Source organism: Streptomyces sp. ADI95-17, assembly GCF_003846175.1.
Lineage (GTDB): Bacteria > Actinomycetota > Actinomycetes > Streptomycetales > Streptomycetaceae > Streptomyces > Streptomyces sanglieri.
Genome location: NZ_ML123046.1, coordinates 996,968 through 1,011,483, shown reverse-complemented (window position 1 = coordinate 1,011,483; position 14,516 = coordinate 996,968). Strand labels below are relative to the sequence as shown.

Here is a 14,516-nt window from a genome sequence, read left to right as displayed (position 1 = left end):
CTAGCGGGTCGGCTATCTGCTCAAGGACCGGGTCGCGCAGGTCGACGAGTTCCTGGAGTCGCTGGAGCGGATCCACGCGGGCGGGGCGTCCATCGACGCGGAGGTCGTACGGCAGTTGGTGGTGCGGACCACGCATGCCGACCCGTTGGCCAGGCTGACTCCCCGGGAGCGCACCGTGCTGCAGGAGCTGGCGCAGGGCCGCAGCAACGCGGCCATCGCGCAGCAGCTGCACCTCTCGCTCAGTTCGGTCGAGAAGAACCTCAACTCGGTCTTCGAGAAGCTGGATCTGCCGCGCACCACCGGCTACAGCAGACGGGTGCTCGCGGTGCTGCGCTATCTGGAGTCGTAGCGGAGCCTGCGGCCGGACGCCGTGGATCGGTTCCGCCGGGCGACGCCCTCACCGGAGCGCTGTCCGCCCCTTTCACCCGAGTTGTCGACCGGCGAGGGTGAGTTGCCGTGGTTTCGGACGGTCCGCGTCTTGAGGTTCCCTCATGAGGGTGCCGGATTTCCGGACCGGGTCACACACCGGCCGTCCTTGATCGATGATGAAGCGGATGACTGCCGTCCCGGTACGGCACCGGCTCCAGGAAGGGGTTCCCGATGCGGGAAACGACGCCAGAGCGGTCCGGGTCCAACGCCCGGTCCGGCCACGGCCCGGACGAGGAAGCCCAGGTGATCGTGGTGGGGGCGGGGCCCGCGGGATCCGCGGCGGCCTTCCACCTCGCCAGGGCGGGCGTCGATGTCCTGCTGCTGGAGAAGTCGCACTTCCCCCGCGAGAAGGTGTGCGGGGACGGTCTGACGCCGCGTGCGGTGCACCAGCTCATCAGGATGGGTGTCGACATCAAGGCTCCGGGGTGGACCCGTTCACGCGGCATGCGCTGGGTGGCCGGGGAGCATCAGGTGCACATCGACTGGCCCGCGCTCGGCCGTTACCCGGACTTCGGTCTCTCGCGCAGCCGGCACGACTTCGACGACATCCTCGCCCGGCACGCCGTCGCCGCCGGAGCGCGGCTGCGCAGCGGTGTGAAGGTGACCGAGCCACTGACCGACCGGGCCGGCCGCATCACCGGTGTCACGGCGACGACCGCGGCGAAGGAACCCCTGACCTTCCACGCGCCGATCGTGATCGCCGCCGACGGCGCCTCCGCCCGTCTCGCCCTCGCCATGGGTCTCCAGCGGGACAGGAACCGGCAGATCGCGACAGCCGCCCGCCGCTACTACCGCAGCCCCGAGCGCTCCGCGGAGGAGTATCTGGAGCTGTGGGCCGATCTCCGGTTCCCCGGGAGCGATCACTACCTGCCCGGGTACGGCTGGATCTTCCCCATGGGCGACGGCCGGGTCAACGTCGGCCTCGGCGCGCTGCCGCACCGCCGGCACGGAAAGGCGGACCTGCGCGCCACGCTGGACGAGTGGCTGGCCCGTACCCCCGAGGCCTGGGGGCTGCGCGAGGAGAACGCGGAGGGCCCGGTCCGCAGCGCCGCCCTTCCGCTGGGCTTCAACCGCCATCCCCTCTACACCCGCGGGCTCCTGCTCGTCGGCGACTCAGGCGGCATGATCAGCCCCTGGAACGGAGAGGGGATCGGCCAGGCCATGGAGGCCGGTGAGGTCGCCGCCGAGACCGCGGCCCTGGCCCTCGCCCTGCCCCGTGGGCCGAGGCGCGAGCAGGTGCTGCACGGCTACCCGGTCGAGATGAACCGCCGCTGGGGGCGCTACTACCGCCTCGGCAACACGGCGGCCGATCTGATCTTCAGCCGCTCCGGTTTCCAGCCGGTCCTCAACCGTTACGTCATGGGGTCGCCGTTCCTGCTCAACACCCTGGCCCGGCTGCTCACCAATCTCACCGACAAGCCCTCGCACGACTTGGTCGACCATCTGCTCAACGGCGTCGTGCGTCTCGTCCCGGAACCGAAGGTGCGGCGCAGGCGCTGAGCCGGGCCCGGTCCGCGCGGCGAACCCTTCTGCCCGCGCACGGGGGCAGAAGGGCTGTACGAGAAGGCCGCGGGCACGTCTCAGGGGCGTCGGCGGGGTTTGCCGCGCTTGGCGGCCTTGGCCCCGGCCGAACCGCTCCGCGGGTTCTTGCCGCCCGCCTTCCCGCCCGGCTTCCCACCTGATTTGCCGGCCGTCCTGCCCGCTGCGGGCTTCCGGCCGGCACCGCCCGTTTCGGCGCGCTTGTCCTTCGGCTGGGGCGGGGTCTTGGGGCGGCCCCGCGTGCTGTTGACGGTGCGGCCCCGGACGATGCCGATGAACTCCTCCACCAGGTCGGTGGTCTCGTCCTCCAGCCACGACAGCGCGACGCGCGATTCGGGGGCGTCCGGCACCGGCCGGTACGTGAGGTCCTTGCGGTGGTGGAGACGGGCGAGCGACTGCGGTACGACGAGCAGCCCGACTCCCGCCGCCACCAGCTCGACGGCGTCCGCCGTGGTGGCGGGACGCTCGTTGGCCGGCCGCCCCGGGCGGTCCTGCCAGTCGAGGACGTCGTCGAGGGGGTGCAGCACGATGTCGTCGGCCAGATCCGCGGCCGGGACCTCGTCCACGGCCGCCATGATGTGGTCCTTCGGGATCACGACCACGGTCGTCTCGGCATAGAGCGGGATGGCGCTGAGGGCCGTCCGGTCGATCGGCAGCCGTACGAGGCCGGCGTCGGCCGCACGCCCCCGCAGCGCGTCGGACGCCTCGGCGGCCGACACCCCCACGAGGGTCAGCGGGACGCCGGGCAGCCGCTCGTTCCAGATCCGCACCCACTTTCCGGGTGTCACCCCCGGGACGTACGCGAGCCGGAACGAAGGGGTTTCTTCCGAGCTTGTCACTCCGCCAGGTTACCGGCCCTGGTCAGAGGTAGCGCACATGCTCGATACCCTTGTCCGTATGACGTCGCACAAGACCGCCCAGACGATGAAGCCCGCGACCGCGGCAAAGAAGCTGGGTGTGTACCTAGAGGCCACTCCCGCCGAGTTCCAGGAGGGTGTCGTCTCGCGCACCGAGCTGAACGCACTGCAGACCGATCCGCCCGAGTGGCTGCAGGAACTGCGACGCAACGGCCCGCACCCCCGGCCGGTGGTCGCCGCGAAGCTCGGTGTCTCGATCTCGGGTCTCGCCCGTGGCGGAGTCACCGAGGCCCTCACGACGGAGCAGATCGAGGCGCTGAAGAAGGAGGACCCCGACTGGCTCCGGCAGGAGCGCACCACCCAGGCCGAGGTCCGCAAGGAAGCGGTGCGGATCAAGGAGAAGAACGCGGCCCGCGAGGACCGGGCCGACGAGGCACGTTCCTGAGGAAGCCCGTCCCGGGCGAAGCCGCCCGCCCCTGATGCGGGGCAGGCGGGGAAGCCCTCAGCCGTCGGTGGCCACGCCCAGCATCCGGGCGTGCAGCGCGCGGACCTCTTCGGCGAGTGAAGGATCGGGTCCCGCCACCGGGACACCGGGAGCGACGGCGTTGATCGGCAGGGCCGCGACCGGCCCCGCGTCGAAGCCCCAGCTCCGGCGCCACGCGACGAGTTGGTCGCAGCCCGACGCGTACACGATGCGGCCCAGGCCCACCCAGGCGTGGGCCGCACTGCACATCGGGCAGTGCTCGCCGGAGGTGTAGACGACGCTGGTGCGCCGCTCCTGCGGAGACAGGTTCTCGGCCGCCCAGCGCGCGATCTCGAACTCCGGGTGGCGGGTCGCGTCGCCGCCCCGGACCCGGTTGCGGTCCTCGAAGCGGACCGTGCCGTGCTCGTCCACGAGGAGCGAGCCGAACGGCTCGTCGCCGGCCGTGAGCGCCTCGCGCGCGAGGTCGACGCAACGGCGGAGGAACTCGCGGTCCCCCTCTGTGACAGACTGCGGCTCGTTCACTGTGCTCATGGCACCAGGCTAACAGCCGAGCCATATTCGGTATACCATTCACGTCACGGTGGGCGGCCCCGTCGCGGCCCTCCTTCGCATGCCGGCCGGCCGCGACAGCCGGTCCGCCGACGGCGCCACGGAGGCACGAGCCAGTGAGGAACGCACCGGCGAACAGCGCCGCGCGGGAAACGGTCTGGAACGCACCGGGTATGCCCGCGCTGCTGCTCCTGACGGCGACGGGCTTCGCGGGCATACCCGGTGCTGCTGCCGACCGCGCCGCTCTGGGCCGTGCACGGCGGGGCCGATGCCGCCGGCGCCGGTTCGGTCAACGCCGTCCTGATGCTCTGCACCGTGCTCGCCCAGTCCCTGGTCCCGACGGCGATACGACGCCTCGGCTGGCGCACCACGCTGGCCTGCGGGATGGTCCTGCTCGGCGTTCCCCCGCTCCTGCATCTGCTGACCGCGCAGCTCGGCGTGGTGCTCGCCCTCGCCGCGGTGCGCGGACTCGGGTTCGGGGTGCTCACGGTCTGCGGCGCCGGTGCCGTCGCCGAACTCGTCGAGCCCGCGCGGCGCGGGCAGGCGATCGGTGCGTACGGTCTGGCGATCGCCGGGCCGCAGTTCATCCTGGTGTCGACGGCGCCCTGGGCCGCGCAGAACCTCGGCTTCGGGGTCGTGTTCGCCATCGGCGCGCTGCCCCTGATCGGCGTGGCTCCCGCACTCCGGCTGGCCCGCCGGCTGGATGCCCGCCCGGCCGGGTCCGAGGACGCACCCCGCCAGGACGCCGTGCGGGACAAGCGGGCCGCGTACCTTCCGTTGCTGCGGCCGATGCTGCTTCTGCTCGGGGTCACCACCGCGGGTGGCGCCCTGATCACCTTCGCCCCGCAGATGAGCGGCGACCCCACCGCGACACTGGCCGGACTGCTGCTCCTGACGGGGACGGCGGCCTTCTCCCGCTGGCGGTTCGGTGCGCTGGCCGACCGGTACGGGACGGGGCCGTTCCGCCGGCCGCTGGTGATCGTCACGACGGCCGGGCTCATCCTGACGGCCTGGGCGGTGGCCACACCGGGGACGACGGCCCCGGTCCCGCTGCTGGCCGGGATGGCCCTGGTCGGGGTCAGCTACGGCGGGCTGCAGAACCTGACCCTGGTCGACGCCTTCGCCGCTGTCGACAACCGGTCCAGCGGGATCGCGAGCGCCGTGTGGAACGTCGGGTTCGACGCCGGTACGGGACTGGGCGCCCTCCTCGTCGGATATCTGGCGACGGGGGCCTCGTTCTCCGTGGCGCTCATGGTCATGGCCGCGCTCTCCCTGGCCACACTGCCGCTCGCCTTCACGGCCCGGCGCGGCACCGTCACCCGTCGGCCGACCGACTGACGTCGAGCCGTTTGGTATACCATTACTTCATGGCTCATGTGATATTGACGAACGTCCGCCCCTGGGGTGCGGCGCCCGTGGACATCGTGCTGTCCGGCGCCGAGATCCTCTCCGTGGTGCCCGCCGGAACGGCGGGCGGCGAGGGTGCTCGCCTCGACGGCGACGGTCTCCTCGCCCTGCCCGGCTTCATCAACGCGCACGCCCATCTCGACAAGAGCTGGTGGGGGCAGCCGTGGGTCTCCTACGGCGGCGAGGCCACGACCCAGGGGCGCATCTCCCACGAACGCGCGGAGCGGGACGGGCTCGGTATCCCGAGCCCGTCCTCGACCACCGCCGTGCTGCGCGAGTTCCTCCGGCACGGCACGACGGCGGTACGCAGCCATGTGGACGTCGACCTCGGCGTCGGGCTGCGCGGTATCGAGGTGGTCCGCGAGGCGGTCGCCGGGTTCGGCGGCGCGATCGAGGTGGAGATCGTCGCGTTCCCGCAGGACGGTGTGATGCGCCGTCCCGGCGTGCTGGACCTCCTCGACAGGGCGGCCGAGGCGGGGGCGACCGCCATCGGCGGCCTCGACCCCGCTTCGATCGACCGCGACCCGGTCGCGCAGCTCGACGGCCTCTTCGGCATCGCGGAGCGGCGCGGTGTCGGGCTCGACATCCATCTGCACGACGGTGGTGAGCTCGGCGCCTTCCAGATCGAGCTCATCGCCCAGCGCACCCTGAGCCTGGGGTTGCGGGGCAAGGTGACGGTCTCGCACGGCTTCGCCCTGGGCGAGCTTCCCGCGGACCGGCAGCAGCGAGTGCTCGAAGCCTGCGAGGAGGCCGGTGTCTCCTGGGCGACCGTGGCGCCGGTCCGCACCGCGCCGCTGCCCTGGCGCGGGATGCGGGACCGCGGTGTCGGGATCGGCCTCGGCACCGACGGGATCCGGGACCTGTGGTCGCCGTACGGTGACGGCGACATCCTTCGCGTCGCGCTCAACTTCGCCCGGCTGCACGGTCTGCGCACCGACGAGGAGCTGGCCTACGCGGTGGAGCTGGCCTCCACGCGGGCGGCGGGCTTCGTGCACCGCGACGCCCACGACATCGTCGCGGGGGCGCGGGCGGACATCGTGCTGCTGGACGCCGAGAACGTCCAGGACGCCCTGGTCCGCTCGCCGCGCCGGCAACTGGTGGTCGCCGGTGGGCAAGTGGTGGTCCAGGACGGCGAACTCCGGGTCTGATAACGGTCGTTGAGGACAGGTCCGGACGCCGGCTGACACGTCCCGCCGCGGCCGTCCCCGTACGCCGGTGCGGCCGGGGCGTCCCCCGCACGCCCCGGCCGCGCCACGGCAGCCGCACGCCGCACCCGAGCGGTCGGGGCACCCGGACCGCGAGCGTCAGCGGCACCGCCACCACGACGACCGCGCCCGGCGCCCACAGGCAGGCGATCATGAGCAGCCGGACCCGGTCGTAGCGGGCACAGAGCACTCCGGCGACGGAACCCAGGAGCATGGGGCGGGCCGGGGCCGACGAAGGGCGGGGCGATCACTCGCCGGGAACGGCATCCCGAAACGCGGGCCCGGTCGGTCGGGGACGGATCGGTGGTACATACGCGGGCACGGCGCTCAGCAGGGCGGGAGCGCCCCTTCGGCGAAGCCGTAGGCGGTCCAGTTCTCCTCCACCCGGCTGCGGACGCGGTCGGGGAACGAGTGCCGGAAGGATGCCGTGACGCCCTTGGTGACGCCCTCGAACTGCTCGGGCAGCAGGCAGCTGGTGACGGACTTGCCGCCGTGGCCGGTCCGTACCTCCTCGGGGGTGAGGTAGGGGACCATCGGGATGCCCGGGGCCTGCGGATAGCAGTAGGTGCCGGTGCCGGGGTGGTGGCGGGTCGCCATGGCCCACACCACCTGGTCGATATCGGTGATGTCGATGTCGTCCGCCACCAGCAGGACCTTGGGCACCAGCCATCCGGTGTGGGAGCCGAACAGGACCTCGGCCACCGCGTCGGCCAGTTCCTTCTCGTTCATCCCGCTCCGCGCCAGCCGCCGGATGTCGATGGACACGACGATCCAGCAGGTCGCTGCTTCGTAGGAGCACCAGGCCAGGTCGACGGGCAGACCACTGGCACGCAGCAGGTCCAGGCTGACGGCGGAGATCATGGTGCCCCAGATGGTGTGGTTCTCCTCCGGGGGCAGGCCCGCCACGCAGATCGGCAGGATGGGGTCGTCGCGGAAGGTCATCGCTTCGACGTGGAAGACGGGCTGAGGCTTGCTCTCGGCGAAGGCGTACCCGTGGTACTCCCCCATCGGTCCCTCGGGAGCGGTCTCGTCCGGGCTGATCCAGCCCTCCAGGACTATCTCGGAGTTGGCCGGGACGTGCAGGTCGTGCAGTTCGGTGCGGACCACCTCGACCGGACTGCCCGCGAGAGCCCCGACGTAGCCGTCCTCGTTCACCTCGGCGGGCAGTGGCATGCCCGCGGCGGCCAGGGCGGCGGGCGGGGCACCGAGCACCATGGCCCACGGTGTGGGCAGGCCCCGGTCGCGCCACATGGCGTGGATCATGCCGAGGTGCTGCTGGGCCATGGCCGGGCCGACCAGGGTGGTGCGCCCGTGCAGCATGGTGCGGCTGATCGACCAGCTGGTCCACCGTCCGTCGGGGGTACGCACCACGTGGTAGCCGTAGGTCCCGAGGTAGCGGCCGCCGTCGTGCTCGTGCAGCAGCGGAACGGGGAAGCGCTCCAGGTCGACATCGTCTCCGGTGAGGACGTTCTCCTTGCAGGGGCCGGTCTCCACCACACGCGGGGCGACGGGTTCGGCGTGCATGGCGGCGATGAGGTGCTCCAGCAGCTCGCGCGGGGCGGTGCCGGCGGGGAGGCCGCAGTGAGCCGCGAGCCTGCCGTGGATGTTGCCGCCGGTGCCGCTCAGGCCGGCCGGCGCGCCGAGTATGCGGAAGCCCGCCTCGGTGCCGGTCAGATTGCTGAACAGCGGGGCGGGGCTGTTCGTCTCGTAGACGCGCCGGGTGATGGCCGCGGCCTCCAGCAGGGGGCTGACCGGTTCGCGGATGTCGACGGCGTCGCCCGTGGCGAGCAGATTCTCGACGAAGTCACGGAAGTTGAGCGCGCTGCCTCGTTGGGTCATGACAGGGCCTTTCTCAGAGTGCGGTGGGGTGTTCCGGCCGCTCCACGGGCCGGGCGGAGTGGCGGGGTTCGCCGTTCGGTGCGTGCCGGGCGCGGTGGGCCAGGCGATCCGCGGCAGCCGCTCCGAGCCCCTGCCACCGCCGGGCGGTGGAGAGTTCGAGGTCGAACTGGTCGAGGACGCGGGCCACGATGTGCTCGACGATGTCGTCGATGCCGCGGGGCCGGTTGTAGAACGCCGGGACCGGCGGCATGATCACCGCGCCCATCCGCGTCAGGTCCAGCATGTTCTCCAGATGCACGGCCGACAGCGGGGTCTCCCGGGCCACCAGGACGAGCCGGCGCCGCTCCTTGAGCACCACGTCCGCGGCCCGGCCGATCAGCCCCTCCCCCTGGCCGGTGCGGATGGAGGCCAGCGTCTTCATGCTGCACGGCACGACCACCATGCCGTCGGTCCGGAACGATCCGCTGGAGATGGCGGCGCCCTGGTCGTCCGGGCTGTGGCACACCGACGCGAGCGCCGCCACCTCGCGCAGCGAGTACGTCGTCTCCTGCGCCAGCGTGGTCCGCGCCCAGCGGCTGACGACCAGATGCGTCTCGACGTCCAGTTCCTTCAACGCCTCCAGCAGGCGCACCCCGATGGGCGCGCCGGTGGCACCTGTCATGGCGACCACGAGCTTCATCGCACCGTCCTTCCGTTCACGGACGTCACGCACAGTTATTCCGTACACGCCCTACTGACCCTCACGGTAAAGTACGTGTACGTCATAATCAACTCGGCGGAGGCAGCGGGCGATGTCGCAGGAGAACGAGGACCCGGGCGTTCGGCCCGACGCCATCAGCGGAGTCGGCCCACTGGCCCGGCAGCTGAACCAGGCGCACACCCGGCTCTGGTACGAGCGGGTGGACCAGGACCTGACGGGCCCTCAATTCACTGTCCTGACCCTGCTGCACACCCATGGCGACATGGATCAGGGCACGCTCGGCTCGCTGGCCCATCTCGACAAGTCGACCACCGCCCCGCTCCTGGACCGACTGCGCCGGCGCGGGCTGGTGGAGCTGGCCCAGGACGAGAAGGACCGGCGCCGCAAGCTGGTGCGCATCACCGGTAGCGGCCGGGAACTGGCTGTCGGGCTCGCGCCCGCGGTCGTGGCGGTGAACGAGGAGATGCTGTCGCCGTTCTCGCCGGGGGAACGGGAGCAGTTCCTCGGCCTGTTGCGGCGCGCGGCGCAGCGGCGGGAGCGGTGACGGCGCCGCCGCCACGCTTGATCGGCGCGCCGGGGGCTACCCGGCTTCGCCGGACAGCCGGTGCGCCCGCAGGGCGACGTAGAGCTCGGCGGCGTCGACCGGACGGGTCGGAGCGCGGCCGGTCAGCTCCGTGATGCGGGCGATCCGGTACAGCACCGTGTTGCGGTGGCAGTGCAGCCGGCGTGCAGCCCCGGCGGTCGAGCCGTCCGCGGCGAACCACGCGTCCAGGGTGTCGAGCAGGGCCCCGTCACCGCCCTCACCGGACAGCAGCGGACCGAGCACGTTCGCGCCCAGCTCGGCGGCGGACTCGGCGTGGGCGGCGACCAGGGCGTCGATCGGGGCGCTGCCGTAGCGGTGGACGCCGGCCCCCGCCGGGGCCACGCACTCCAGGGCTATCCGTGCCTGGCGTACCGCTTCCGGCGCGGCGGCGAGCGTGCCGAACGGCCGGCTCACGCCCACCCGGCCGGTCGCCGCCTGCCGCACGGTCCTGAGCACCACGGCGGTCCCGGCCTCGCCGGCCGGGGCGACCAGGCCCAGCCGCTCGCCCAGCTCGGTGGTCCACACGGACGCCACGTCGGCGTCGGCCAGCCGGGCGGCGACCCCGGGGAGCGGGTCCTCGCCGTTGCGTCCCAGTTCGCCGGCCACGACGTGGAACGAAGCCCGTTCCGGCAGTCCCAGGGCCCGTTGGACACCCGCGGCGCTGCCGAACCGGACGTCGTCGGATCCGTCGAAGACGCGGAGCAGTGTGACCCTTCGTGCCACCTGCTCCTGGCGTTCCCGGTCGTCGGCGACCTCGCGGTAGGCCTCGGTGGCGGCCGTGGAGCAGCGGTCCAGCACGGCCCAGAAGTGTGTGGAGCGGCGCAGCAGCGCGTCGGCCTGTTCGCCGGTCGTGGCGCGGGCGATCGCCCACTCCCAGATCTCCATGCCGCCGAGCCGGAAGGCGTGCAGCAGCGCCGGGAGCGGGACGCCGTGCTCGGCCTTGATCCGCCCGGCCCGCCGGGCCGTCTCCTCGCAGACGTCCCGGCCGCCGGTCTCCTTGCGCAGGAGGGCCTCGATGTTGGCGTGCACGAGGTCGCGGAGCAGGGCGGGAGGGAGCGGGCTCTCGGTGTAGCAGGACTCGTCCGCGGCGATCTTCCGGACGGTCACATCGGTGAGTTCACCGACGGAGGCGAGGATCTCGGCGAAGACGGGGCCGCAGCCCGTGGTGTCGCGCATGCCGTAACCGTACCCGCCCGCCCGTCGTTCGAATTGTGCGGTGGCACAGTGTGGTTCGGCGGATCTCGCGGTGCCCGCCCATGGTGGGGCGCCTGGATGTCCGTCATCTTGGTGTTGTCCGGAGAGACCTTGTGCAACGAACCAACTCCGCAACACGGATCCCGTCCGTGCGGTCGCGATCGAGGGAGAGCACCATGACTGCCGCAGCACCCGAAGGCAGCACCGGTACGACGCCCGGGGAGGCGCCCGGGGAGGCGCCCGGGGAGGCGCCCGCACTCGACACGCTGCTGGCCGAACTCGCGGAGGGTGAGAGGCGTTGGGCGGCGACGTCCCTGGCCGACCGGGGCGCCCTGCTGACCCGGGTCCATGCCACGGTTTCGGCCGAGGCGGAGAACTGGGTACGGGTCGCGAGTCGGATCAAGCTGCTGCCGGACGACTCGCCGCTCGTCGGCGAGGAGTGGCTCTCCGGCCCGTACGCGCTGCTGACCTCCCTGGACGCGCTCGCCCGCACGCTCCGGGCGATCGCTTCGGGCCACGGCCCGCTGGACGGCGCGAAGTTCGGGCGGGCGCCGGGCGGCCGGGTGACCGTACCGGTCCTTCCGCTCACCGTGCGGGACCGGCTGCTCATGAATGGCTTCAGCGCCGAGGTGTGGATGCCGCCCCGGGTCGACGCGGACACCGTGCGGCGCCGGGCGGGTCTCGGCGCGCTGCACCCCGAGCGCACCACGGGCATCGGTCTGGTGCTCGGCGCCGGCAACATCACCTCCATCGCGCCGCTCGACGTGCTGTACGAACTGGTCGCGCACAACCGGGTCGTCGTGCTGAAGCTCAATCCGGTGATGGGCGATCTCGAACCGGTCTACCGGCGCGCGCTCGCCCCGCTCGTCGACCACGGTGTGCTGCGCATCGTGACCGGCGGCGGCGACGTGGGCGGCCGGCTCGCCCACCATCCGGACGTCGCGCACGTCCACATCACCGGCAGTCTCGCCACCCATGACGTCGTCGCCTTCGGTCCGGGTGAGGAGGGCCGGGCCCGCAAGGCCGCCGGCACCCCGCTGCTCGGCAAGCCGATGACCAGCGAACTCGGCGGCGTCTCCCCGGTGATCGTGGTCCCGGGCACCTGGAGCGCCGCCGATCTGCGCTACCAGGCCGAGCACATCGCGACCCAGCGGCTGCACAACAGCGGTCACAACTGCATCGCCTCGCAGGTGGTCGTGGTCAGTGGCGACTGGCCGCAGCGCGAGGCCTTCCTCGGGCATCTGCGGGACGCCCTGCGGACGGCCCCGGCCCGGCCCGCCTGGTATCCGGGCAGCGCGGACCGGCTGGCCGACGCTGCCCGCAGCCATCCCGGTGCCGAGTGGCAGGGCCCGGAGGGCTCGCGGCTGCTGATCGAGTTCGGCGGCGACGACAGCGCGGCGGAGGTGGGGACGACCGAGTACTTCGCCCCCGTGCTCGGTGTGCTCACCCTGCCCGGCGCGGGCGCCGAGTTCCTCGACCGGGCCGTCGAACACGCCAACCGGGACCTCTTCGGCACCCTCGGGGCGAACATCGTGATCGACCCGGTCACCTCGAAGCGCCTGGGCGGGGCACTGGACCGTGCGGTGGCGGAGCTGCGGTACGGAACGGTCGCCGTGAACGCCTGGACGGCGCTCGGATTCCTCACCGCGACGGCGCCCTGGGGCGCCTTCCCCGGCCACACCGTCGCCGATGCCCAGAGCGGGATCGGGGTGGTGCACAACGCCCTGCTGATCGACGCGCCGGAGCGCACCGTCGTCCGGGGACCGTTCCGCCCCTTCCCGAGGTCGGTCGTGGGAGGCGAGCCGACGCTGTTCCCGAAGCCGCCGTGGTTCGTCACCGCGCGCAGCGCCGCCCTGACCGGCCGTCGGCTGACCCGGCTGGCGCAGCGGCCGTCCTGGGCACGGATGCCGGCCGTGTTCGCCGCGGCCTTCCGGGCCTGAGTCCGGCGGGACCGGCACCGTGTCGCGGCGGGACCGGCACCGTGCGGAACCGGCGCCGCCGGACTCCGCTCCCGCTGCGGGGCGTGCGCTCAGGAGACCTTGAGCGCTCCGGTGTCGTGGGCGACCCGCCCGCCGACCACGGTCGCCCCCACCGTCAGCTGCGTGATGCGTTCCGGGGCGACGCCCAGCAGATCGTCGCTGAGCACCGCGAAGTCGGCGAGCATGCCCCGGGCGAGGGTCCCCTTGATGTGCTCCTCGTGGACGGCGTGGGCCGAGCCGATCGTGTACGCGGTCAGCGCCTCCCGCGCCGTCACCGCCTCGTGCGGACCGATCGGCGCGCCCGAGGCGGTCGTCCGGTTCACCATGTCGTGGATGCTCAGCAGCGGGTCCGAGGCGACCACGGGGGCGTCCGACGAGCCGGGCAGCACCAGCCCCGCGTCGAGGAACGACCGCATCCGGTAGGCCAGCCGGGACCGTTCGGGGCCCAGCGCCGCCAGGAGGCCGTCACCGATCTCCGAGAGGAACCGGCCCTGCGGCACCGGGATCAGGCCGAGCGCCGCGATCCGGGCGACCTGGGCATCGCTGGTCACCGCGGCGTGCTCGACCCGGTGGCGCACATCGGCGCGCGGACGCAGCCGCTGCGCCTCCTCGTACGCGTCGAGGACGACGTCCAGTGCGGCGTCCCCGATGGCGTGTGTGGCGATCTGCCAGCCGCAGCGGTGCGCCTCGACGATGTAGCGGCGGATCTGCTCGGGCTCGTGCTGGAGCAGACCGCTGTTGCCGGGGGTGTCGTGGTAGTCGCAGCACATCGCCGCGGAGCGGCCGATCAGCGAGCCGTCGGACATCATCTTCGTCGGTCCGATGCGCAGCCACTCGTCGCCGAAGCCGGTGCGCAGACCGAGGTCGAGGCCGTACCAGGTGGTGTCCGGCTCGAAGACGCCGCAGTCGTGCAGTGCGGTGATGTACGGCATGAGCGTCATCCGGACGCCGAGCCGGCCGCTCTCCCGGACCCGCAGGTAGGCATCGAGGTCGGCGGGGCCGTTGCCGATGCCGTCGACAACGCCGATGCCCGGCTCGGTCACGCTGGTGAGTCCGACCGCGAGGGCGGCCCGTGCTCCCTCGGCGATGTTGGCGGTCCACTCCTCGGCGGGCTCCGGCCGCAGCACCCGCTCGACCAGTTGCATCGCGGTCTCCTGGAGCAGTCCCTCCGCCCGCCCGGACGCGTCCCGCACGACATGACCGCCGGGGACGTCGGGCACCGCGGCGAGGTCGGTGAAGCCGGCCCGCGCGAACGCCGCCGTGCCGGCGACGGCCATGTGGTGCGAGGTGTGCACCAGCCAGACCGGACGGCCCCCGGCGGCCCGGTCGAGCGCTTCGGCGGTCGGATGGGCGCCGGTCTTGTTCTGGTCGTAGCCCGCGCCCAGCACCCAGGCGTCGGCGGGCAGCGTCGCGGCCCGCTCGGCCACGGCCCGGTACAGCGCGTCGAGGGTGGGCGCCGCGGTGTACGAGACGTCGAGCTCGCGCCGCCCCTTGCCGACCAGGCTGAGGTGGTGGTGGGCGTCGTTGAAGCCGGGCACGGCGTGCGCTCCGCCGAGGTCGACGACGGTGTCGGCGGTGCACCCCGCCAGCTCCTCGTCGAGAGCCGCGATCCGGCCGCCCAGTACGCCGATGGTGTGGGCCTCGGGGCGGTCCGGGTCGAGGGTGGCGAATCGTCCGTTGTGGAACACGGCGTCGAGGCGCACGGGGTCAACTCCTTGGGTGTTACGGGGGGATGGGGCGGTGACGGGACG

The 14,516-nt window shown here is 72.7% G+C and carries 12 protein-coding genes and 1 pseudogene; 7 read left to right on the top strand and 6 right to left on the bottom strand.

The window, feature by feature from the left end:
- Window positions 1-4 precede the first annotated feature (4 nt).
- A pseudogene (locus EES42_RS18290) lies at window positions 5-349 on the top strand (LuxR C-terminal-related transcriptional regulator); the annotation flags it as partial.
- Between the two features lie 251 nt (window positions 350-600).
- Entirely contained in the window at window positions 601-1,929 is a 1,329-nt protein-coding gene (locus EES42_RS18285) for a geranylgeranyl reductase family protein (RefSeq protein WP_124719250.1), read from the top strand.
- An 80-nt stretch (window positions 1,930-2,009) separates the two neighbouring features.
- Here EES42_RS18285 and EES42_RS18280 read toward each other — a convergent pair whose 3' ends face one another.
- On the bottom strand, window positions 2,010-2,807 hold the full coding sequence (locus EES42_RS18280) for a LysR family substrate-binding domain-containing protein (protein ID WP_124719249.1): 798 nt from the start codon (window positions 2,805-2,807) through the stop codon (window positions 2,010-2,012).
- A 58-nt stretch (window positions 2,808-2,865) separates the two neighbouring features.
- On the opposite strand from EES42_RS18280, the gene EES42_RS18275 reads away from it, so the two are divergent.
- A complete protein-coding gene (locus EES42_RS18275) occupies window positions 2,866-3,270 on the top strand; it encodes a DUF5997 family protein (RefSeq protein ID WP_124719248.1) in 405 nt (134 codons plus the stop codon).
- Between the two features lie 57 nt (window positions 3,271-3,327).
- Here the strand turns inward: EES42_RS18275 and EES42_RS18270 are convergent, their stop codons facing one another.
- Window positions 3,328-3,840: a nucleoside deaminase gene (locus tag EES42_RS18270; RefSeq protein ID WP_124719247.1), complete on the bottom strand. Its 513-nt coding sequence runs from the start codon at window positions 3,838-3,840 to the stop codon at window positions 3,328-3,330.
- A gap of 240 nt (window positions 3,841-4,080) precedes the next feature.
- Here EES42_RS18270 and EES42_RS18265 point away from each other — a divergent pair, with 240 nt between their 5' ends.
- The gene (locus EES42_RS18265; protein WP_206433498.1) at window positions 4,081-5,196 is read left to right on the top strand and encodes an MFS transporter; all 1,116 of its coding nucleotides are present in this window, start codon (window positions 4,081-4,083) and stop codon (window positions 5,194-5,196) included.
- A 29-nt stretch (window positions 5,197-5,225) separates the two neighbouring features.
- Complete coding sequence (locus EES42_RS18260) at window positions 5,226-6,413, top strand: amidohydrolase (protein ID WP_124719246.1); 1,188 nt, start codon at window positions 5,226-5,228, stop codon at window positions 6,411-6,413.
- A gap of 384 nt (window positions 6,414-6,797) precedes the next feature.
- Here the strand turns inward: EES42_RS18260 and EES42_RS18255 are convergent, their stop codons facing one another.
- Entirely contained in the window at window positions 6,798-8,309 is a 1,512-nt protein-coding gene (locus tag EES42_RS18255) for a UbiD family decarboxylase (protein ID WP_124719245.1), read from the bottom strand.
- Window positions 8,310-8,322: 13 nt separating this feature from the next.
- Window positions 8,323-8,988: a non-oxidative hydroxyarylic acid decarboxylases subunit B gene (locus tag EES42_RS18250; RefSeq protein ID WP_124719244.1), complete on the bottom strand. Its 666-nt coding sequence runs from the start codon at window positions 8,986-8,988 to the stop codon at window positions 8,323-8,325.
- A 112-nt stretch (window positions 8,989-9,100) separates the two neighbouring features.
- On the opposite strand from EES42_RS18250, the gene EES42_RS18245 reads away from it, so the two are divergent.
- Window positions 9,101-9,553, top strand: a complete 453-nt coding sequence (locus EES42_RS18245; RefSeq protein ID WP_124719243.1) for a MarR family winged helix-turn-helix transcriptional regulator — start codon at window positions 9,101-9,103, stop codon at window positions 9,551-9,553.
- 36 nt (window positions 9,554-9,589) lie between these two features.
- Here the strand turns inward: EES42_RS18245 and EES42_RS18240 are convergent, their stop codons facing one another.
- Window positions 9,590-10,768 carry a PucR family transcriptional regulator gene (locus EES42_RS18240; RefSeq protein WP_124719242.1) on the bottom strand — a complete coding sequence of 393 codons (1,179 nt, stop codon included), beginning with the start codon at window positions 10,766-10,768 and terminating at the stop codon, window positions 9,590-9,592.
- A 194-nt stretch (window positions 10,769-10,962) separates the two neighbouring features.
- On the opposite strand from EES42_RS18240, the gene EES42_RS18235 reads away from it, so the two are divergent.
- Window positions 10,963-12,726 (top strand): aldehyde dehydrogenase family protein, encoded by a 1,764-nt coding sequence (locus EES42_RS18235; RefSeq protein WP_124719241.1) that lies wholly within the window; start codon window positions 10,963-10,965, stop codon window positions 12,724-12,726.
- Window positions 12,727-12,815: 89 nt separating this feature from the next.
- Here the strand turns inward: EES42_RS18235 and EES42_RS18230 are convergent, their stop codons facing one another.
- Window positions 12,816-14,468 (bottom strand): amidohydrolase, encoded by a 1,653-nt coding sequence (locus tag EES42_RS18230; RefSeq protein WP_124719240.1) that lies wholly within the window; start codon window positions 14,466-14,468, stop codon window positions 12,816-12,818.
- Window positions 14,469-14,516 lie beyond the last annotated feature (48 nt).